The organism is Micromonospora sp. NPDC048999 (assembly GCF_040649295.1).
GTDB lineage: Bacteria > Actinomycetota > Actinomycetes > Mycobacteriales > Micromonosporaceae > Micromonospora.
The window spans coordinates 24,859-45,494 of sequence record NZ_JBEZFI010000037.1 but is presented as its reverse complement, the minus strand read 5'-3'; the positions used below and the strand labels follow the sequence as shown (position 1 = coordinate 45,494).

The following is a 20,636-nucleotide window of genomic DNA, read 5'->3' as shown; positions in this document are numbered from 1 at the left end:
CAGTGACTCTCGACAACCCAGACCCGCGTCCGACGCGGTCCGGTGACGCCGCGCGGCGGCCGGGTCCGGGCGTCGCCCGACCCGGCCGGGTCCTCACCGCGCTCGCCGCGTCGGCCTGCGCGGGAATGGCCGTGGTCATCGGCGTCTCGATGAGCTCCGGCGGCAAGGCCGCCATGGTGATGCCGCTCGCCGTGCTCGGTGGTGTCGCGGTGGCCGTGCTCGCCATGACCCGGTTCGCCGCGTACGTGATGCTCATGCTCGCCGTGCGCTCCTGCGTCGACCTGTTCAAGCTCAGCGGCCCGACCGCCGGCCGGCCCGACGTCGACCAGGCGAGCCGCGCGGCGGACCTGTCGACCCTGCTGGCCGTGCTCTTCCTGCTCGCCGCCGGCCTCTGGCTCGCCGCGCAACTGCGCCGCGACGGGCGACTGCGCGGCTCGCCGCTGGGCTGGTCGCTGCTGCTCGTCGCCGCTACCAGCCTGGTCAGCGCGTTGGGCGCGAACACCCCGACGCCCAGCCTGCTGGAGGCGCTGCGGATCATCACCGTGGTGCTGATGTTCGTGGTGCTGGAACAGCTCATGCCCAACACCCGGGCGGTGCGGCGGTTCCTGCTCGCCTGCTACGCCTCGCTGGCGCTGGCGCTCGGCTACACCCTGGTCATGTCGCTGCTCGGCGACCCGCCCTCGGAGGTCAAGGGCAGCTTCACCCGGATCAGCGGCCCGTTCAGCCAGTCCACCACCTTCGGGCGCTACCTGATGTTCATGGTGATCTTCGGCTTCGCCGTCTACCGGTACCTCGACCGGTGGCTGCGCGGCGCCATGGCCGTGCTGCTCGCCTTCTCGCTGGTCTTCCTGCTGCTGACCAACACCCGGGGCGCGATCATCGGCGCCGCCCTCGGCCTGTTCGTGGTCGCGATCCTGCATCGCAGCAAGCGGATGCTCGTCATGCTCTGTGTGGCGGCGGTGGGCGGGGGCCTGCTGCTGCCCGCCGTCGCCGACCGGTTCAGTCAGCTCGCCGACGCCGGCACGGTCGGCGGCGGCCCGACCGGCAACACCCTCGCCTGGCGAATGGACTACTGGACCCAGATCGTCACGTTGGCCAACCACAACCCGGTCACCGGCATCGGCCCGAACATGACGCAGCGGGAGACCGACGAGGCGAAGAAGCCGCACAACGACTTCCTGCGGGCGTACGTGGAGACCGGGCTCGTCGGCCTGCTCGCCTACCTCGCGATGATGCTGATGAGCCTGCACACCGGTCGGCTGGCCCTGCGCCGCGCGCCGCCGGGCAGCTTCGAACGGGGCATCGCGGTCGGCTTCCTCGGCTGCGCGGTAGCGTTCGTCGCGGTCAGCGCGGCCTCCAACGTCATCTCCAATGTGGTCACACTGTGGTATCTGTTCGCGTTCGCGGCGGCGGCCAGCACGGTCGCCTACCGTTCGGGCGCCGGCACTCGTGGCGCGGTGGCCTCGCCCGGTGCGCAGCCCGCGCCGTGAGCGCTGGCATCTGGTCACTCACATACGGGATTGGGGAACACTAGGGTGGAAATCCTCGACTACCTGCGGCTCGCGCGGCGGCGGCTGTGGGTGCTGGTGGGCGTGCCGGTCGCGGCGACCGGCATCGCGACAGCCATCGTGCTGTCCGCGCCGCAGCAGTACGCGGGCACCGCGTACGTGGCGGCCCCGGCGCTGGTCGGCGGCGCCGCCGCCCAGCAGTTCACCGGGCAGCAGGCGGCGAACCAGTTCGTCGCGGCGTTCAGCGCGGCGGTGACCTCGCCGAAGGTGATCGACCAGGTCGCCACGGACACCGGGGTCGCCGCGGGCGACCTGCGCGACGGGCTGAAGGTCGTCCAGGTCGGCGCGAGCAGCCAGCTCGAGATCCGCTACACCGCGACGCAGCGGGACACCGTGACCCCGGTGCTGTCGGCGGCCTCCCGGCGGGCGCTGACCTTCCTGTTCTCCTCGCAGGTCGACATCGCCACCCAGGAGGTGGAGGCGGCCAGCGCCGACGTGACCGCGGCGACCAAGGCCATCGGTGACTGGGAGAAGACCCACAAGGTGTCCCAGCCGGACAAGCTCTACCAGGCCACCCTCAGCGAGCTGGCCAGCCTGCGGCAGCAGCAGCTGAACATGCAGGCGGTCGGCAACGGCCGGGCGGTGGCCGCCGTCACCGACGCCATCGCCGCCGCGCAGAAGCGGCTCGACGAGATCGGCCCGAAGCTCCCCGACTACCAGGTGCTGATCGCCCAGCGGGACGCCGCGACGAGCACCCTCGCGCAGGCGCGCCAGGGCCTGCAGTCGGCGCGCGCGCAGATCCAGGCGGCCGACCCGGAACAGGTCACCAGCGTCGGTGAGGTCGACCGGGTGTCGCGCTCGACGGTCCTGCTGCGCACCGCGCTGCCGGTCGCCGGGGCCGGTGTGCTGATCGCGGTGGTGCTTGTCGCGTTCCTCGAACTGCTGTCCCGGGTGCGCGCCGCGAGACGGAAGCCGGCCGGCTCGGGCGCCCCCGGCACGCCCGGCACCGGGGCCGACGCAACCACGCTGGTGCTGCCCGCCGTCCCGCGCGAGGAGACCGACAGCCGGCGCGGCGGGATGAACCGTGGCGTGGGCGGGCCGGCCGACCGCTCGTACCGCCAGGTGAACGTGGCCATGGTCGGTGGGGAGTCCGAACGACCGGGCAGGGTCGTGAGGTGACGGCGGCGAGCGCGCCGGCCGAGGCGTCCACCGACTCCGGCGACCAGCACCTGCGCGGCATCGCCCGGGGCGGCGGGCTGAACCTCATCGGGGCGATCCTCAGCCAGGCGGCGGTCTTCGTGATCATGCTGCTGCTGGCCCGGGCCCTGGGCATGACGCAGGTCGGCCGGTACGCCCAGTGCTACGCCGTGCTGGCGCTGTTCGGGCTGCTCTCACTCTCCGGCTTCCGGGCCGGGTTGACCCGTTTCGTGGCGGTGCACCTGGCCGACGACGACTCCGCCAGCGTCCGAGGCACGATCCGGCTCGGCTTGCTGATCTCCGCCGGCTCGGCCGCGGTGATCGCGGCCGGGCTGGCCGTCGCCGCGCCGTGGCTCGCCGCCGCCCTGAACGATCCGCAGCTCACCACCGGCCTGCGGCTGGTGGCGCTGACCCTGCCCGCGTCGACCATCTGCGAGGCGGCGCTCGCGGCCACCCGGGGCTGGCGCACCCAGCGGCCGTTCACCCTCATCGGGCAGGTGTACGAGCCGGCGACCCGGCTCGCCCTCACCGCGCTGGCCCTGGTCACCGGGGCGGGCCTGACCGGGGCGTACTGGGCGCTCGTCGGCGCCGCCTGGTCGGCCGCCGTGTTGGCGCTCGGCGCGCTGCGCCGGTTGCTGCGCACGGTCGAGCCGGCCCGGCCGGCGTACCGGCCCCGGCAGCTGTTCAGCTTCTCCACCGTCAGCTGGGTGTCGTCGCTGTCGTCGACCGGGCTCATCTGGGTCGACACGCTGCTGCTGGGCTTCTTCAACGTCGGCATACAGGAGGTCGGCGTCTACAACGTGGCCACCCGGCTGGTCACCATCGCCATCTTCGTGCTGGCGCCGATCAACGCCTCGTTCGGCCCGCACCTCGCCTACCTCTACCACCAGGAGCGGATGGACGAGGTGCGGCGCATCTACCGCGCCGCGACCGGCTGGGTGGTGCGGCTGTCCCTGCCCGCGTTCGTGGCGCTGCTGGTCTTCCCCGGCGACCTGCTGCGGCTGTTCGGCGGCGGTTTCGCCGCCGGCGCGGCGGTCACGATGATCCTCGCCCTCGGCCAGTTGGTGAACACGGCCACCGGGCCCTGCGGCACGGTGCTGAACATGTCCGGCCGGGTGGCCGTCAACATGTACGACAACCTGGCCGCGCTGCTGCTCAACGTGCTGCTCAACCTCTGGCTGATCCCGGCGTACGGCATCGTCGGGGCGGCCGTCGCGTGGGCGGTGTCGCTGGCCGCGGTCAACGTGGCCCGGGTGCTGCAGGTCCGGGCGCTGGTCCGGGCCCTGCCGGTCAGCGCCGGCATGCTCAAGGGGCTCGGCGCCGGGGCGATCGCCCTGCTCGCCGGGATGGGGGTGCGTTGGCTGGTGCCGGGCTCGCTGACGCAGACCGTCGTCGGCCTGGCCGTCATCGCCGCGGCGTATCTCGGCGGGGTGCTTGCCCTCGGGCTGAGTCGGGAGGACGTGATGGTGCTGCGTACCCTGGTGCGCCGGCCGGGCCGGGCCAAGGCGGCGGCGGTGACGCCGTGAGCCCCGGCGGCCGACGCGGAGCGGTCGACCGGCTGCGCCGCACCGTGCGCAGCGCCCGGGCGTGGGGGCGGGTGCTCGCGCCCGGCGCGCTGCCGGACTTCCTGATCATCGGCGGGCAGCGGTGCGGCACCACCTCGCTCTACCACTACCTGGCCGCCCATCCGCAGGTGCGCGCCGCGACCGGCAAGGAGCTGCAGTTCTTCAGCCTCCACCATGGTCGCGGCCGGCGCTGGTACCGGGCGCACTTCCCGGCGGCGGCACCCGGGCAGCACAGTTTCGAGGCGAGCCCGTACTACCTCTTCCATCCGAGCGTGCCGCGGCGGGTGGCGGAAACCCTGCCGGGGGCGCGGTTCGTCGCGCTGCTGCGCGACCCGGTCGAGCGGGCCTACTCCCACTACCTGCACACCCGCTCGTACGGCGCGGAGCCGCTGTCGTTCGCCGACGCCCTGCGGGCCGAGCCGGAGCGGCTCGCGACGGCGCTGCGGGACGGCCCGGACACCAGGGCGGCGCACGCGGCCCTGCGTAACCACTCCTACGCGGCTCGGGGGCGCTACGCCGAGCAGCTGGAGCGGTGGTACGCGCAGGTGCCGCGCGAGCGGCTGCTCGTGCTGCGCAGCGAGGACCTGTACGCCGACCCGGCCGGCGTCTACGCGCAGACCCTGCGCTTCCTCGACCTGGAGCCGTTCACGCCGCCCGCGTTCGCCCAGCACACCCGGCGCGTCGATCGCGGCCCCTCGGAGCTCACCGACGCGCTACGCGCCGAGCTGACCGCCGAGTTCGCCCCGCACAACGCCCGGCTCGCCGCGCTGCTCGGCTGGTCGCAGACCTGGCCCGCGTCGGCCTGACGGTCGGGGCGGTCGACGGGCCGGTTCCGGTGGGCGGATCGGCGCGTCCGTCCGCCCTGCTCCGTCACGTGTCGGAAGTGGCCAGGACACCTGCCGACAGATGCACGGTGACTTTCGGATGCCTCGGCTCATAGATTCGCGAGCAGGCGCTCAACGGAGATCTTGAGTTCGACCAGATGTCCGCGCGCTTCCTAACCATGAGCGAAGGGTGACTTGATGCATCTGGTCACAAGGAGAGGCTCGCGTGCGCGGCGCTCGGTGCTGATCGCCGCGGTCGCGACCGCGTTGGCCGCGTCCGTCGCGACCGTGCCGGCCTCCGCCGCGCCGGGCAATGCGGCCGGCGGCACCGGCCCGTTCGAGGTTGTCGACCCGCAGTACTGGCAGAACCCAGACGCGATGACCTGGGACGACTACAAGCCCGTCCCGAACAAGAACTGGGCCGACCCGAAGGTCAAGGGGTCGATCCGCAACTTCAAGATCGCGCTGGTCACGCTCGACTACACCGACCAGCCGTTCGTCGTCACCCAGCGGGCCAAGTCGACCATTTTCGGCAACCCGCAGTCGACCGCGGCGAACATCGCGCGGGACCAGGTGCCGAAGTTCTACCAGGACTTCCTCAACACCCCGAACAGCCTCAACAAGGGGCACACCCTGCACGAGTACTGGATGCAGGACTCCAACGGGCGGTACGGCGTTGACCTGACCGGGTTCGGGCCGTACACGCTGCCGGCCAAGTCCTACCAGTACGGCATCACCAACGACATGAACCCGGGCATGTGCCCGTCCGGCGACACCTGCAACAAGAACATCCGCACCGACGGTCTGGCCGCCTGGCGCGCGGCCGTCGGCAACGAGGTCGCCAACCAGTACGAGCTGATCTTCATCCTCTCCTCCGGTCAGGACGAGTCCTCGACCTGGCAGGAGTTCGGGCAGATGCTCTTCCAGAACAAGGAGGACGTGCCCGCGGCCTGGGGTCCGCCGGACCCGACCATGCCGAACTGGGCGAAGACCCGCTACGTCGAGTGGACCTCCTGGAAGTCGGCGGCCACGATCTGGCCGAACGCCAGCGGTAACTCGTCGACCCAGGCGGAGAGCTCCGGTATGGGCGTCTACGCCCACGAGCTGACCCACCTGCTCAACATCGGCGACAACTACAACAACCCGTACGGCACGCCGCTGCGCCGCGCGTACACCGGCATCTGGAGCATGATGTCGCGTGGCTCGTTCAACGGGCCGGGCGGTCCGCACAGCCGGTGGCAGATCCCGCCGGTCAACGGCGGCTCGATGGGCTCGCTGCACACCGTGCGTGACAAGGTCAAGATCGGTCTGCTCGGCGAGGAGCACCTGCTGCGGCTCTCCCGCGAGGCGCTGGGCTCCTCGGGCATGGTGGTCGCCCAGGTGACCGCCCGTGCCGTCGACGCCGGCTCGGGCCTGACCGGCATCAACATCGCCATGAACCAGGACCGGTCGCCGTCCTGCAGCATCAACACCAACCCGCTGTGCGACGGTGGCAGCTACAACAACTACACCGTCGAGGTCGTCGACCGGATGGGCGCGGACTCGTTCACCCCGGACTCCGGGGTGCTGCTCAGCAAGACCAAGAACGCGGACAGCGCACCGTTCCAGTGGGTGATCGACGCCAACCCGCAGGATATCGACATGATCGACTTCTACAAGCCGGACGGCACCCCGCAGAAGATCACCATGGGTGACTACCGGCAGCTGTCCGACGCCCTGTTCCACGCGGGCGCCAGCACGGGCAGCCAGTACGAGTACATCGACGAGGCCAACCGGCTGCACTTCTACATCATCGACCTCAAGCGCGACAGCAACGGGATCCTGTCGTACACGGTCGCGGTGAAGTCGCTGGACGGCAACGGCGGGCCGAGCAAGCACGGCGTGACCCTCGGCGAGGGCTACGTCAGCACCCCGGCCACCAAGCCCACGAACAAGGGCGTCAACTGCTCCTTCGAGCTGACCAACACCGGTGCCTTCTCGGCCGGCGGCCAGTCTCACCCGGAGAACGTCAACGCCTACCTCAAGTCGGACGTGTACCGCCTCTCGGCGGACGTGGCCGGCGAGGGGTGGCGCGTCTGGCTGCCGAACGAGCTGGCGACGGCGAAGTTCGACAAGTCCACCACGGTGAAGGTCTCCGTGGGCGCGACGAAGACTGCGGCGGCCACGGGCTACGTGCACCTGACCGCCACGTCCGAGAGCGACCCGACCAAGACCGCCACCGCCACCTGCCAGGTCAGCAAGTGATCCAACCCCGGTGACGGGGTGAGTTGACCACCTGGGGTCTCCGTCGGAAACGCCGATTCCGACGGGGACCCCAGGTCTTTCTGTGTATCCGGGAACCGGATCCGATCCCGGGCAAGCAATTCGGGAGAACAGATGTGGCGATTGCCTGTCATGGGCCGCAAGCTGCTTATTCTGACGTCGGTGCTGTTGGCCGGCGTCGGCTGTGACCGGGGCGCAGCCGTCGAGGCAACCTCGCCGATGACCGTCCGGGTGCTGGTACGTGACATCAACATCCGAGAGGCCGGCGTCGACTGTGCCGGCACCGGCCCGTACGTCTACCTGCACCGGTCGGCCGAGTACCGGTTGACCGATGCTGAGGGGCGCACTCTCGTCCGCGGTGAGCTGCCGTCCGGCACCTCCATGCCGGCCTTCGAGGAGGACCTTGAGGTCAAGCGGGTCCCGACGTACTGCGCGTTCGCCATTCCGGTCACCGTTCCGGAGCGTACGGACTACCGGCTGGCCGTCGGCGACCAGCGGCCGATCGAGCTGACGGTCGACCGGGACAACGCCGAGGGCCCGTCGCTCGTGGCGGTGGTCCCGTGAGGCACCGCTACGGTCGTCGTCGTACCGATGAAGCGAATCCTGGTGGTGGTTACGTGAACAGATGGCTGCCGGTCGTGCTGGTCGCCGCGCTGGCGGTAGGCGGCTGCTCGAGCCCCGACCCCGGCGAACCCGCCACGGCGGTCCCCGGCGGAGCCGCCGCCACCGCCGTTCCCGGCGGAGCCGCGGCGCTGCCCGGCCCGGTGCCGGACGGGCTGGCACTGCGCGAGCCGCCGGCCTCGGCGCCGACCGCGCCGAAGTTCACCGCCACGCTCACCGACGGCAGTTCGCTGGAGGCCGCGCGGCTGTGGGCGGACCGGCCGGTCGTGCTGGTCTTCTTCACCTCGTGGTGCACCGCCTGCGCGGACCGGCAGGACGCGCTGAGCGACCTGGCCCGCACCTACCGGGACCGGGTGGTCTTCGTCGGCGTCGCCAGCGAGGACAAGCCGGAGGCCCTCGCCGACTTCCTGCGCGTACACCGGGTCGACTATCCGGTCGCGACCGACCCGGAAATGGCGATCTGGCAGTCGTATGCGATGCGCGAGCCCCCCGGCATCGCCCTGATCAGCAAGGGCGGTCGGCTGCTGCGCGGCTGGCCGGGCGGGGTGGACGCGGCGGCGCTGGACGAAGCGCTGCGCACCCAGATCCTCGCCCCCTGACGAACGGGAATGGGCGCCCCCGGCAATGCCGGGGGCGCCCATCGTTGTGCGATCGGATCAGAGCCCGGCGGCGCGCGCGGCGGTGGTGCCGCCCACGATCGGCAGGGTGATCTTGCTGCTCTTCAGCGCCACCTCGATGTTGGCGCGGGTCTGCTTGACCTGGCCGTAGCCGGAGTAGCTGCCCACAACGATGACCCCGATCTGGTGACCGGCCTCGAAGACGTAGTCCTCGGGCAGCAGCGGGAAGTCGAAGTTGTAGGTCTCACCCGGCACCAGCGGCACCTCGACCCGGATCGACTGGCGGTTCAGCGCGTCCATGACGCCCTTGGTGACCAGCTCCTGGTCGGTGGTCGCCACCCGCTTCACGGTCTGCCGGAAGCAGCCGTCGTCGACCGCGGTGCCCTCGCCCCAGCAGTCCTTGGTGGTCAGGGTGGTGATGCCCTCACCGGTCTGGGTGTGGGCGACCCGCTCCGCCCGGCCGTAGTCGACCAGGATGACGCCGAAGTTGGTGGCGGTCTGGTCGGCCGAGGCCCGCAGCCGCACGGTCGGCGTGCCGGAGATGTGCAGCGGCGCGGTGAGCGGCGCGGACAGGAAGGCCAGCCGGTTTGCGGTCACCGTGGTCGGGTTGTTGACCATGGTGGTCTGGCTCTGGCTGGGGTTGTCCTGGAACTTGCCGGTGGCCGGCTTCTCCACCGGCACGAGGCCGAGCGAGCCGGCGTTCGGGCCGGTCTTGAGGAAGATGTCGGTGCCGACGGTGCCGGGCACGGGCCAGTCGGCGTGGGTCTCCCACACGTCGGCGGACCGCTCGATGTCGACCCGGTTCTCGTCCATGATGCCGTTCTGCACGTCCTGCAGCCAGAAGTCGAACCAACGGTGCAGCGTGCGAACCCACTCGGCGCGGCGGAAGTCGAACGGGTCGACGTGCCCCTCCTGCGACAGCCACAGCTTGCGCGGCACGTTGTTCTCCGCGAGCGCGTACCAGAACTTGCTCATGTGGTCCGGCTTGACGTTGTCGTCGTTCAGGCCGTGGACCATGAAGACGCTGGCCTTGATCTTGTCGGCCTTCTTGACGTAGCTGCGCTCGTTCCAGAACGACGTGTAGTCGCCCGTCGCGTCGCCGTCCTGCGCGGACAGCGCGTCGCGCGTCGGCTTGCAGTACGCCCGGCGGCTCGAGTTGGTCACCGTGTTGGACAGCGACGCCGGGTAGTGGTTGGCCCGGGTGACCAGGCCGTTGCTGCGGGTGTAGTCATACCACTCGGAGACGCCGCCGATCGGCACGATGGTGGTCAGGCCACTGACGCCGGTCACCGCCGTCGCCTCGGCCAGCGCGCCGTCGTACGACTTGCCGATCATGCCGGTCTTGCCGTTGTGCCAGGTCGCCTTCACGGTCTGACCTGCCGCGTTGCGCCCGGCCGTCCGGCCGTTGAGCCAGTTGATCGCCATCTTGGCGCTCAGGTTGTCGGTTTCCCCACCGGTCGTCGGGCAGCCGGTCGAGTTGTTGGTGCCCGCCATGTCGAGCAGGACGATCGCGTAGCCGCGCGGCACGAAGTAGTTGTCGTAGAACAGCGGCCACAGGTCAAGCCGGCCGGTACCGTCGTCGTGCTTGCACTGCGAGTCGTTGCCGCGGCAGGACGTCGAGTAGTAGGGGCTGGCGTCCATGACGACCGGCACCTTCAGCCCGTTCTCGGTGGCCTTCGGCCGGATGATGTCGAACGCGATGACGTCCCGCAGGCCGTCGTTGTCACTGTCGAACGTGGACTCGACGAAGACCCGCTCGCGGATGGCGTCGGCGTAGCCGAAGACGGGCTGGGTAACCCCGTCGCTGACTACGATCGACGGTGCCGCCTGCTGCTGGGCCAGGGCCTGCGGTGCCGCTCCCAGCACGGCGACCGCCGCGACCGGAAGCACCGCGAAGGCCGCGCGCCAAAGTCGGACATTACGACGCATGCACACTCCTTAAGTTGTCCAAGCGTGCGTAGGGTATGGGCCAGCCCCGCGGCGGGGATACGTACACGTGTCGGACGTTGCCCCGCCGCCGTTCGACGCCGGTTGAAAACGTCGCGCGATCAGCGCGCCGCCATACCGGTTCGACTATCCGGTGGCGACTGACCAGCCGATCAGGATCTGGCGGGCGTACCCGATGTGTTCAACCGTCCGGCGGGCAAACAGAGGGTGCCCCCGGCGTTCGCCGGGGGCACCCGTTGCGGTACCGATCGGATCAGAGCCCGGCGGCGCGCGCGGCGGTGGTGCCGCCGACGATCGGCAGGGTGATCTTGCTGCTCTTCAGAGCCACGTCGATCTTGGCGCGGGTCTGCTTGGCCTGGCTGGAGTACTGCGGGTAGCTGGCCACGATGATCACGCCGACCCGGTGGCCGGGCTGGAAGACGTAGTCCTCCGGCAGCAGCGGGAAGGTGAAGTTGTACGCCTCGCCCGGCACCAGCGGCACCTCGACCCGGATCGACTGCCGGTTCAGGCCGTCCATGACGCCCTTGGTGACCAGCTCCTGGTCGGCCACCGCCACCCGCTTCGCGGTCTGCCGGAAGCAGCCGTCGTCGATCGCGGTGCCCTCGCCCCAGCAGTCCTTGGTGGTCAGGGTGATGATGCCCTCACCGGTCTGGGTGTGGGCGACCCGCTCCGCCCGGCCGTAGTCGACCAGGATCGCACCGAAGTTGGTGGCGGTCTGGTCGGCCGAGGCCCGCAGCTGCACGGTCGGCGTGCCGGAGATGTGCAGCGGCGCGGTGAGCGGCTCGGAGAGGAAGGCCAGCCGGTTCGCCTGGACCGCGTCCGGGTTGAGGATCATGGTGTTCTGGGTCTGCGTCGGGTTGTCCTGGAACTTCCCGGTCGCCGGCTTCGCGGTCGGCACCAGACCCAGGCCACCGGCACCGGTCGTGCCGGGCTGGAAGAAGACCTCGGTGTCCGCCTTGCCCGGGATCGGCCAGTCCGCGTACGTCTCCCACACGTCGGCGGACCGCTCGATGTCCACCCGCGGCTCGTCCATGATGCCGTTCTGCACGCCCTGCAGCCAGAAGTCGAACCAGCGGTGCAGGGTGGCGACCCAGACCGCCCGGCGGGAGTCGAACGGGTCGACGTGCCCCTCCTGCGACAGCCACAGCTTGCGCGGCACGTTGTTCTCCGCGAGCGCGTACCAGAACTTGCTGAAGTGGTCCGGGCGGACGTTGTCGTCGTTGAGACCGTGGTAGAGGAAGACGCTGGCGGTGACCTTGTCGGCCTTCTTCACATAGCTGCGCTCGTTCCAGAAGGCGCTGTAGTCGCCCGTCGCGTCACCGTCGAGCGCCGACATCGCGTCCCGCACGGGCTTGCAGTATGCCCGCCGCTCCGGGTTGGTGACCGTGTTCGCCAACGACGCCACGTAGTGGCTGCCCCGGGTGACCACACCGTTGCTGCGCGTGTAGTCGTAGTACTCGCTCGGGCCGCTGATCGGCACGATCGTGGTCAGGCCCTTGACGCCGGTCACCGCGGTCGCCATGGCCAGCGAACCGTCGTACGACTTACCGATCATGCCGGTCTTGCCGTTGTGCCAGTCCGCCTTGACCACCTCGCCGGCGGCGTTGCGGGCGGTGGCCCGGCCGTTGAGCCAGTTGATCGCCTGCTTGGCGCTGAGGTTGTCCGGTTCGCCGTTGGTGGTCGGGCAACCGGTCGAGTTGTTGGTGCCGACCATGTCGAGCAGGACGATCGCGTAGCCGCGCGGCACGAAGTAGTTGTCGTAGAACAGCGGCCACAGGTCGAGCAGGCCGTCGCCGTCGTAGTGCTTGCACTGTGAGTCGTTGCCCCGGCACAGCGTCGAGTAGTAGGGGCTGGCGTCCATGATCACCGGCACCTTGAGCCCGTTCGCGGTGGCCGCCGGGCGGATCACGTCGAACGAGATGACGTCCCGCAGACCGTCGCCGTCGCTGTCGAACGTGGATTCGACGAACAAATGCTCGCGGATGGCGTTCGCGTAGCCGAAGACGGGCTGGGTAACCCCGTCGCTGACCACGATCGACGGTGCCGCCTGCTGCTGGGCCAGCGCCTGCGGCGCCGATCCCAGCACGGCGACCGCCGCGACCGGAAGCAGCGCGAGGGCCGCGCGCCAAAGTCTGGCATTACGACGCATGCACACTCCTTAATTTGACCCGGAGTGCGTAGGCTATGGCGCGGTCGGGCGGCGGGGATACGTACACGTGTCGGACGTTGCCCCGCCGCCGTTCGACGCCGGTCGAAAAGGCGTGCGATCAGCGCAGCGCCGCGAGGACGTCGGCGAGCGGCCGGCCCGAGCGCAGCAGCACCGGGGTCGCGCCGACCCGCACCTGCCCGGCCGCCGACGCGGGTGCGCCGACCGTGCCGCTGCCCAGGTCCGACACGCCGGAGACGGTCACCTCCGCGCCGGTGGTCGACCAGAGCACCAGGTCCGTCTCGCCCGGACGAGCGAAGGCCGCCCCGGCCAACCCGCCCGCGGTGACCGGCGTGACGGTCGCCCCTCGGCCGGCGGCCACCAGCGCCGCCATCATCCGGCCGGCCTCCCGCTCGGTCCCGTCCGGGTCGAGCAGGCCGTAGCGCACCTCGCTGCCCGCCCGGTTGTTCGGGTTGTAGGCCAGCGGCAGCCACATCGCCTGCCGTACGCCGCCCGCCACCAGCTGGCAGACCACCTTGACCATCTCAGCGGCGCGGCCGGCGTCGTCGTCGGTGGCGTCGCGCCAGAACTGGCCGACCTCCCACGCCTCCACCGGCACCTCGGCCGGGGTAAGCGCCTTCAGATAGTCCAGCAGCACGGGCACCCCGTCGAGGTGCTCGTAGAAGTGCACCTGCCGGACCTGGACCACCCCAGCCCCGATCAACTGCTCGGTGACGGCGACAAACGCCACGTTGCGCGCGTTGGTCTCGTTGGCCAGCGCCTTCCGCAGCCGCGCCACGTCCTGCACCGCCGGGATCTTCTGCCCCCGGGTGCCGACCCGGCGCTGGAAGTACGCCTGGTACGCGGCGACCGCCTCGTCGGCCCGCCCGGCCTGCAACAGCCGGTCGACGATGCCGAAGCCGTACGCCACGCTGCTGATCCCCGAGTCGACCACCCGGGCCTGCGGGTCGGCGGCGTGCACCGCCGTGGCGGCGGCCCGCACCAGCCGGGCGTACTCGTCCGGGCTACCGGCCCAGTACTGCGGCGCGTTGACCTCGTTCTCGACGGCGTACTGCCGCACCCCATACGGGGCGTAGCGGGTCACGACGGAACGGACGAACGCCTGGTAGGCGTCGAGGTTCTGGGGCATTCTCGACTCGGTCTTGCCGGCCTCACCCCGGGTGTGCTGGGCGGTGCCGCCGGTCGCCCAGCACGTTCCGATGCGGATCTTCAGGTTCAGCGTGATGCCGAGATCCCGGGTGCGCTGCGCGATGCGGTCCACCGCGGACCAGTCCGGCTGGCCCTGGGCCCGCTCGATGTCGCACCAGCTCAGCTCGTGATAGGTGGCCGACCCGGCGAGCTGGCGCAGGTAGGGGCTGAACTGGTCGTAGCGGGACCAGTCCCAGTGCGCGCCGAACTGGTTGGCCGCGCCGTCGTCGTCGGTCGGCGTGGGCAGCGCGGAAACGGTGGGCACCGGTGCCGGCCCGCGATCGCCACCGCCACCACCGCAGCCGGTGACCAGCAGTGCCGCGGCCAGCGCCGACGCGCGCAGCGCCCGCCTCATCGGTAGCCCAGTTCGCGCAGCGTACGCCCGGAGAAGATCCAGCACAGCAGGCGCAGGAACGGATCCAGCTCCCGACGGTACGTGCCCACCCGCGAGCCGTAGATCGAGTTGTCGGTGCCCGCCGCCACCCGCCGCCGCTGTGCCTCGGTGGTGTACTTCTGGGCCACGTCGTGCTGCTTGTCGCCGTAGTCGAGGATGCCGTCCTCCCACGGCTCGCCGAGAAACTCGAACAGCCCCCGCATCGCCTTCTCCGGCTCGGTGACGGTGTCCTCGTACCGCAGCTCGTAGTAGCGGTCGGCGGGCAGCGCCCGTCCCGCCGCGCGGGCGATGCGGATGTAGCGCGGCCACTTCACCACGCACTTGACCGCCGACCAGTAGCCGAAGCGCTTGCGGTGCGAGACCACCACGTCCCGGCCGTCCCGGATGACGTGCACGATCTGCGCGTCGGGGAAGACCTCGGTCACGAAGTCGATCGACAGTGCGTACAACGGGGTCTTGTCGGCCCAGCGGGTCTTGCCGCGCGTCGCCGCGTAGTCGGCGTGGATGCCGCCGAAGAAGTCGGCGATGCGCCGCAGCCAGTCCTCCCGGGAGAAGCCGAAACGGGCCAGCCGCTCCCAGTCCCGCCCGACGGCGCGGCGCAGATCAGGGAGGAAACGGGTCTCCGGCCCACAGCTGATGCGCGAGTGGGAGTCGAGCACCAGGCGCAGCATGGTGGTGCCGGAGCGCTGGCAGCCGACCAGGAAGATGGGCGCGCCGCCCGGCGCCGGGGACGGAAGTGGATCAGTCACGGTTCTGCCTCGCTGCGCTCGGGATGGGCTGGGTGGCGATGGGGGCGTCGGCCGCCGCGGCGAGCCGCGAGGTCAACTCGTCGCAGAGCGCCCGCACCCGCGGATCCAGCGCGAGGGGCCGCCGCCGCGGGGCGCGGGGCGCGATGTGGGCGGCCAGCCGGGGGTGGTACGGGAAATCGAGGAACGCGCACAGCCGGGCCAGCTGCCGCTGCGGGTCGGCGACGAGCGCCTCGTAGGAGCTGAGCAGCACGTCACCGCGGCGGTCCAGGCCGAGCCGGAAGTAGAGGCTGTTGCGCACGTACCAGAACAGCGCGGCCCCGGTGTGCGGGTCCATCCGGTCGTAGTCGAAGCCGTGTACCAGCTCGTAGGTCTCGGCGTCGAGGCGCTGGCCCTGCCAGCGGCCGCCGATGCTGCCGTCGGCGATCGCCCGCAGCGCCCGCAGGTTGGCGTCGCCGAACTTCGCGACCTCGGAACGGGCCCGGTCGTCGACGTCGCGCCACGCCCACACCGCCAGGCCGGGGGCGACGCCGGGCAGGGCGAGCAGCTCGTCCACCCGGTGGCTCTCACACAGCGGCTTGACCAGGACGTACGCGTGTCGGCTGCGCCGGATCGTGGCGGCCAGCACGGTGTCGGCGCGCAGTTGGAAACGGTGGAACACGCGCCGGTCGTTCTCGTTGCGGACCTCGAACTCCGGGGCGTTGTCCAGGCCCCGCACCAGCATGTTGGTGCCGGAGCGCTGCAGACCGACCAGGTAGACCGGCCGCGCCTGCCCGGCCGGCACACCGTGGCGCAGCCGCCACCGAGTCTTGGCGACCGCGATACCGGCCCGCTCGACCGGGTTGAGCCGGTCCTCCTCGATCAGCCGTCGCAGCCCTTCCGTGCGGACCCATCGCACATGCCGGGCGATGCGCCTCGCGGTGTAGGCCAGCGCGGAGGGTTCGTCGTCGGAATGGGCCACAAGTCCTCCACGGGTCAGGTCACCAGCCGCTGCATCGGCCGGGCTGGGCGAGGGCGGGCCGCAGTCAGGCTATACGCAGGCCACGGCGAAAGGCCAGGTTGCGGACCGTACGGGCAGACAGAGATCATCTTTTCAGTCACAATCGGAGATCACGAACTGGACGCGCCGCACGAGTCCTGCATAGCGTGTGGCGCTGGCGGCACCCCCACCGCCCCGTGTCACCATCCGGGATCGGCGACCCGGCGGATCGACGTGAGCAGGCCGAACCGATGCGTGTGCTGCATGTGAACAAGTTCCTCTATCGCCGGGGCGGCGCCGAGGGCTACCTGCTCGATCTTGCGCAACTACAGCGGGCAGCCGGCGACGAGGTCGAGTACTTCGGCATGACCCACCCCGACAACGAGTCACCGCTCGCGTACGCCCAGCACTTCCCGTCCCACGTGGAGCTGGAACCCGCGCCCCGGGGCCTGCGCCCCCGCGCCGCCGCCGCCGCCCGCATGGTCTGGTCACCGCAGAGCCGGCGGGGGCTGGCCCGGGTCATCGACGACTTCCGACCCGACGTCGTGCACCTGCACAACATCTACCACCAGCTCTCGCCGTCGGTGCTCGCCGCGGCGCGGGCCGCCGGCGTGCCCTGCGTGCTGACCCTGCACGACTACAAGCTCGCCTGCCCGAGCTACCAGCTGCTCGACCACGGCGCGCCCTGCGACGCCTGCGTGACCGCCGGTCCGCTGACGGCGGCGCGGCGGCGGTGCAAGGACGGCTCGCTGACCGCGAGCACACTGCTCGCCGTCGAGTCGTGGCTGCACCGGACCCTGCGGGCGTACGAACCGGTGCAGGTCTTCGTGAGCCCGAGCCGGTTCCTGGCCGACGTGATGCGCCGGGCCGGCGTCTACCCCGACCGCATGCACGTGGTGAACCACTTCGTCGACGTCGACGCCCTGCCGGTCAAGGACACCCCCGGCGGTGGCGTGCTCTACGCTGGCCGGCTGTCCGCCGAGAAGGGCGTCGACGTGCTGATCGAGGCGGTCGCCGCGCTGCCCGACGGGACGCCGGTGCACATCGCCGGGGACGGCCCGGCCCGACCGGCCCTGGAAGAACTGGCCCAGCGGCGGGCACCCGGGCGGATCCACTTCCACGGCCGGCTCGACAAGTCCCGCCTGCACGACCTCGTCCGCGCGTCCGCGGTCGTCGCCGTGCCCTCCCGGTGGCACGAGAACCAGCCGATGGCGGTACTGGAGGCGTTCGGGTGCGGCGTGCCGGTGGTCGGCACCGACCTGGGCGGCCTGCCCGAACTGATCGACCCCGGAGTCGACGGCGACGTCGTACCCGCCGACGACCCACCGGCGCTCGCCACGGCGCTGCGCCGGATGCTCGCCGACCTCGACCGCGCGCACGCGATGGGCCACGCCGGCCGCGCCAAGATCGAACGGGACTTCACCCCGGCGGCCCACCTGTCCCGGCTGCGCGACGCGTACGCCCTCGCCGCCGCGAAGTTGGCCCGATGAGCGGCGTACGGGTGCTCTACCTCGCTGGCAGCGGCCGCAGCGGCAGCACCCTGGTCACCACGATCCTCGGCCAGCTCGACGGGGTCTTCGCCGCCGGCGAGCTGCGCTACCTGTGGCAGCGCGGCGCCGTGGACAACCGCCCCTGCGGCTGCGGGCGACCCTTCCGCGAGTGCCCGCTGTGGACCTCCGTGACGGCCGCGCTGCCGCCCGCCGACCCGGCGCGCATCGCCGCCGGACTGCGCCGGCGGCTGCGGCTGCGCGGGCTGCCCCGCCTGCTGCGCCGCGACCGCCACGGCCGGCCGCCGGTCGCCGGGCACCCCGACGACGACACCATCGCCGCCCTCTACACGGCGATCGCCACACACGCCGGCTCGGGGCCGACCGACACGCTGATCGTGGACTCGTCGAAGCTGCCGCCGTACGGCGCCCTGCTCGGCACGCTGCCCGGGCTCGACCTGCGCGTCCTGCACGTGGTGCGGGACCCCCGGGCCACCGCCTTCTCCTGGCGGCGTCGGCGGGGCCTGGACGGCGACGGCGACGCCCGGCTCATGAACCGACCGCCGGTCTGGAAGGCGGCGCTGCTCTGGCTGGTGTGGAACACCGCCACCGTACGACTGTGGGAACGCCGCCACCCCGACCGCTACCTGCGGATCCGGTACGAGGACTTCGTCGCCGCCCCGCAGGAGACGATCCGGGCGATCGCCCGCTTCGCCGGGTTGAACCCGACCGACCTGCCGTTCACCGCCACCGGCGCGGTCCGGCTCACGCCGACCCACTCGGTGGCCGGCAACCCGTCCCGGCACCGGGTGGGCGCCGTGCCGATCACCGGCGACACCGAGTGGATCGGCGGACTGTCCCGCGCCGCGTACGCGGTGGTGACCGCGCTGACCGCGCCGGCGCTGCGCCGCTTCCGCTACCCGCTGCGCCGCCCGCCCGTGCCACCGGCGCCGACCCCGGTCGCCGTCCCATCCGTCAAGCATCAGGAGGACTGATCCCCGTGCTGTCCCTCGTGGTGGGCACCGGTCGATGCGGGTCGACCCTGGTGCAGGAACTACTGTCCCGGCATCCCGCGGTCGGCTTCGTCTCCGGGCTGGACGACAAGCTGCCCCGCCTCAACCTCTCCGGTCGATTCAACGGCCCGCTCTACCGGCGCTCGGCACCCCGCCCGCCGGGCATGACCTCGCTGCGACACAGCCGCCGGATCCTTGAACGGGGCCGGCTGCGGGTGGCGCCGTCCGAGGCGTACCAACTGCTCGACCGGTACGTGTTCGCCGGCTTCTCCCAGCCCTGCCGGGACCTCGTCGCGGACGACCTGACGCCCCACATCGCCCGCCGGCTGCGCGGCTTCTTCGACGCGCGAATCGGCCGGCAGGGCTGCCGGCTGCTGGTGCACCACGTGACCGGATGGCCGCGAACCGGCTTCCTGCACGCCGCCTACCCCGACCTACGGGTGGTCAACGTGATCCGGGACGGCCGGGCGGTGGCCAACTCCTGGCTGCAGATGGGCTGGTGGGACGGCTGGCGCGGGCCGGACCAGTGGTTGTACGGCCCGCTGCCACCGGACCTGCGAGAGGAGTGGGAGGAGGCCGGCCGGTCGTTCCCGGTGCTGGCCGCGCTCGGCTGGAAGATGCTGATGACCGCGTTCGCCGACGCGCGCGCCGCGCACCCGGCCGACCGCTGGCTCGACGTGCGCTACGAAGACGTGATCGCCGCGCCACGCGAACAGGTCGGCCGGATGCTGGACTTCCTCGGCCTGGACTGGTCGCCCGCGTACGAGAAGGGGTTCAGCCGGTACGAGTTCCCCGCCGCTCGGGAGGCGGCCTACCGGGACGAGTTGACGGCGGCGCAGCTCGCCGCCATGGACCGGGTGCTGGAGAAGCCGCTCGTCGAGTGGGGCTACCCGGTCGACTGACCTCGGCCGGGGGTTGTGGGCACTTGTTATCGTCGCGACGCCGAGGTGCTCGGCAGCGAGGGGGAGGGTGACGCGGTGGGGCTGATGGACAAGCTCCGGGGTGAGTTCGTCGACATCGTCGAGTGGCTGGACGACAGCCGGGACACGATCGTCTGGCGCTTCCCCCGGTACCACAACGAGATCAAGATGGGCGCCCAGCTCATCGTCCGCGAGTCCCAGACGGCGGTGTTCGTCAACGAGGGGCAGATCGCCGACGCCTTCCCGCCCGGCCACTACACGCTGGAAACCCGCAACCTGCCCATCCTGTCCACCATCAAGGGCTGGAAGTACGGCTTCAACTCGCCGTTCAAGGCCGAGGTGTACTTCGTCAACACCCGGCAGTTCACCGACATGAAGTGGGGCACCCAGAACCCGGTGATCCTGCGGGACGCCGAGTTCGGTGTGGTTCGGGTGCGGGCGTTCGGCGCCTTCGCACTACGCGTGGTGGACGCGCAGCGGCTTCTGCGGGAACTGGTCGGCACGGATCCGCAGTTCCGCACCGAGGAGGTGCAGGAATACCTGCGCCAGCTCATGGTGGGGCGGCTCGGCGGGGCGCTCGCCTCGGCGGGGGTGCCGCTGCTGGACCTGGCGGCGCACCAGGACGCGATCGGCCGGCGGCTGGCCGGCGTGCTCACCGAGGAGCTGGCCGAGGTCGGCATCGCGATCCCCAAGTTCGTCATCGAGAACATCTCCGTGCCCCCGGAGGTGGAGCGGGCGCTGGACAAGCGGACCGAGATGGGCGCGGTCGGGGATTTGAACCGCTTCACCCAGTACCAGGCGGCCACCGCGATCGAGGAGGCGGCGAAGAACCCGGGCGGCGGCGCCAGCACCGGCATGGGGCTGGGCATGGGCATGGCCATGGGCCAGCAGATGAGCAGGTCCATGGCGGGCGGCCCGCAGGCGCAGCCGTCGCCGGCTCCCGCCCAGCCGGGCGGCGCCGAGCCGCCACCACTGCCGAACCAGACCCAGTGGTTCATCGGCGTCGCCGGGCAGCGGCACGGCCCGTACGACCTCGGCGGGCTGGCCGAGCAGGTGGGCGAGGGCACGCTGAGCCCGGACACGCTGGTCTGGCGGACCGGCATGGCGCAATGGCAGCCGGCCGGACAGGTGCCGGAGCTCGCGCCGGTGCTGGCCAGCGTCCCGCCGCCGCTGCCGCCGCAGTGAGCAGGCCGGGCCGCGA

16 protein-coding genes are annotated in these 20,636 nt (G+C 71.3%); 11 read left to right on the top strand and 5 right to left on the bottom strand.

Features of this window, described 5'->3' with window-relative positions:
- Window positions 1-2: 2 nt before the first annotated feature.
- The 7 genes from AB0C02_RS26840 to AB0C02_RS26810 all read left to right on the top strand — a co-directional run bounded on the left by AB0C02_RS26840 (window position 3) and on the right by AB0C02_RS26810 (window position 8,576).
- Complete coding sequence (locus AB0C02_RS26840) at window positions 3-1,490, top strand: O-antigen ligase family protein (RefSeq protein WP_357551719.1); 1,488 nt, start codon at window positions 3-5, stop codon at window positions 1,488-1,490.
- Window positions 1,491-1,535: 45 nt separating this feature from the next.
- Window positions 1,536-2,687: a Wzz/FepE/Etk N-terminal domain-containing protein gene (locus tag AB0C02_RS26835; RefSeq protein WP_357551718.1), complete on the top strand. Its 1,152-nt coding sequence runs from the start codon at window positions 1,536-1,538 to the stop codon at window positions 2,685-2,687.
- A complete protein-coding gene (locus tag AB0C02_RS26830) occupies window positions 2,684-4,231 on the top strand; it encodes a flippase (protein ID WP_357551717.1) in 1,548 nt (515 codons plus the stop codon). The genes AB0C02_RS26835 and AB0C02_RS26830 overlap by 4 nt, the downstream gene beginning before the upstream one ends.
- Complete coding sequence (locus tag AB0C02_RS26825) at window positions 4,228-5,076, top strand: sulfotransferase (RefSeq protein ID WP_357551716.1); 849 nt, start codon at window positions 4,228-4,230, stop codon at window positions 5,074-5,076. The genes AB0C02_RS26830 and AB0C02_RS26825 overlap by 4 nt, the downstream gene beginning before the upstream one ends.
- 216 nt (window positions 5,077-5,292) lie before the next feature.
- On the top strand, window positions 5,293-7,338 hold the full coding sequence (locus AB0C02_RS26820) for a M6 family metalloprotease domain-containing protein (RefSeq protein ID WP_357551715.1): 2,046 nt from the start codon (window positions 5,293-5,295) through the stop codon (window positions 7,336-7,338).
- A gap of 132 nt (window positions 7,339-7,470) precedes the next feature.
- Window positions 7,471-7,920, top strand: a complete 450-nt coding sequence (locus AB0C02_RS26815; protein WP_357551714.1) for a hypothetical protein — start codon at window positions 7,471-7,473, stop codon at window positions 7,918-7,920.
- A 53-nt stretch (window positions 7,921-7,973) separates the two neighbouring features.
- A complete protein-coding gene (locus AB0C02_RS26810) occupies window positions 7,974-8,576 on the top strand; it encodes a TlpA disulfide reductase family protein (protein ID WP_357551713.1) in 603 nt (200 codons plus the stop codon).
- A gap of 57 nt (window positions 8,577-8,633) precedes the next feature.
- Here AB0C02_RS26810 and AB0C02_RS26805 read toward each other — a convergent pair whose 3' ends face one another.
- From AB0C02_RS26805 to AB0C02_RS26785, 5 genes are all read right to left on the bottom strand, one after another.
- Window positions 8,634-10,523 (bottom strand): Xaa-Pro dipeptidyl-peptidase, encoded by a 1,890-nt coding sequence (locus AB0C02_RS26805; protein ID WP_357551712.1) that lies wholly within the window; start codon window positions 10,521-10,523, stop codon window positions 8,634-8,636.
- Window positions 10,524-10,794: 271 nt separating this feature from the next.
- Window positions 10,795-12,690 carry a Xaa-Pro dipeptidyl-peptidase gene (locus AB0C02_RS26800; RefSeq protein WP_357551711.1) on the bottom strand — a complete coding sequence of 632 codons (1,896 nt, stop codon included), beginning with the start codon at window positions 12,688-12,690 and terminating at the stop codon, window positions 10,795-10,797.
- 118 nt (window positions 12,691-12,808) lie between these two features.
- The gene (locus AB0C02_RS26795; RefSeq protein WP_357551710.1) at window positions 12,809-14,251 is read right to left on the bottom strand and encodes a hypothetical protein; all 1,443 of its coding nucleotides are present in this window, start codon (window positions 14,249-14,251) and stop codon (window positions 12,809-12,811) included.
- Window positions 14,248-15,039, bottom strand: a complete 792-nt coding sequence (locus tag AB0C02_RS26790) for a sulfotransferase (protein ID WP_357551709.1) — start codon at window positions 15,037-15,039, stop codon at window positions 14,248-14,250. The genes AB0C02_RS26795 and AB0C02_RS26790 overlap by 4 nt, the downstream gene beginning before the upstream one ends.
- A complete protein-coding gene (locus AB0C02_RS26785) occupies window positions 15,032-15,997 on the bottom strand; it encodes a hypothetical protein (protein ID WP_357551708.1) in 966 nt (321 codons plus the stop codon). The genes AB0C02_RS26790 and AB0C02_RS26785 overlap by 8 nt, the downstream gene beginning before the upstream one ends.
- Window positions 15,998-16,266: 269 nt before the next feature.
- Between AB0C02_RS26785 and AB0C02_RS26780 the strand changes: the two genes are divergently transcribed.
- Genes AB0C02_RS26780 through AB0C02_RS26765 form a run of 4 tightly spaced genes read left to right on the top strand, consistent with a single transcriptional unit; the run spans window position 16,267 to window position 20,620 of the window.
- Window positions 16,267-17,505, top strand: coding sequence for a glycosyltransferase (locus AB0C02_RS26780; protein WP_357551707.1), 1,239 nt, complete (start codon window positions 16,267-16,269; stop codon window positions 17,503-17,505).
- Window positions 17,502-18,497 (top strand): sulfotransferase, encoded by a 996-nt coding sequence (locus AB0C02_RS26775; RefSeq protein WP_357551706.1) that lies wholly within the window; start codon window positions 17,502-17,504, stop codon window positions 18,495-18,497. Before AB0C02_RS26780 ends, AB0C02_RS26775 begins: the two co-directional genes overlap by 4 nt.
- A 5-nt stretch (window positions 18,498-18,502) precedes the next feature.
- On the top strand, window positions 18,503-19,417 hold the full coding sequence (locus AB0C02_RS26770) for a sulfotransferase (RefSeq protein ID WP_357551705.1): 915 nt from the start codon (window positions 18,503-18,505) through the stop codon (window positions 19,415-19,417).
- 45 nt (window positions 19,418-19,462) lie between these two features.
- Window positions 19,463-20,620 (top strand): SPFH domain-containing protein, encoded by a 1,158-nt coding sequence (locus AB0C02_RS26765; protein ID WP_357551704.1) that lies wholly within the window; start codon window positions 19,463-19,465, stop codon window positions 20,618-20,620.
- Window positions 20,621-20,636: the final 16 nt, after the last annotated feature.

Coding starts and splice junctions, on each gene's coding strand:
- AB0C02_RS26820 (WP_357551715.1), top strand. CDS start 5,293: ATGCATCTGGTCACAAGGAGAGGCTCGCGTGCGCGGCGCTCGGTGCTG.
- AB0C02_RS26815 (WP_357551714.1), top strand. CDS start 7,471: ATGTGGCGATTGCCTGTCATGGGCCGCAAGCTGCTTATTCTGACGTCG.
- AB0C02_RS26805 (WP_357551712.1), bottom strand. CDS start 10,523: ATGCGTCGTAATGTCCGACTTTGGCGCGCGGCCTTCGCGGTGCTTCCG.
- AB0C02_RS26800 (WP_357551711.1), bottom strand. CDS start 12,690: ATGCGTCGTAATGCCAGACTTTGGCGCGCGGCCCTCGCGCTGCTTCCG.
- AB0C02_RS26795 (WP_357551710.1), bottom strand. CDS start 14,251: ATGAGGCGGGCGCTGCGCGCGTCGGCGCTGGCCGCGGCACTGCTGGTC.
- AB0C02_RS26780 (WP_357551707.1), top strand. CDS start 16,267: ATGCGTGTGCTGCATGTGAACAAGTTCCTCTATCGCCGGGGCGGCGCC.
- AB0C02_RS26775 (WP_357551706.1), top strand. CDS start 17,502: ATGAGCGGCGTACGGGTGCTCTACCTCGCTGGCAGCGGCCGCAGCGGC.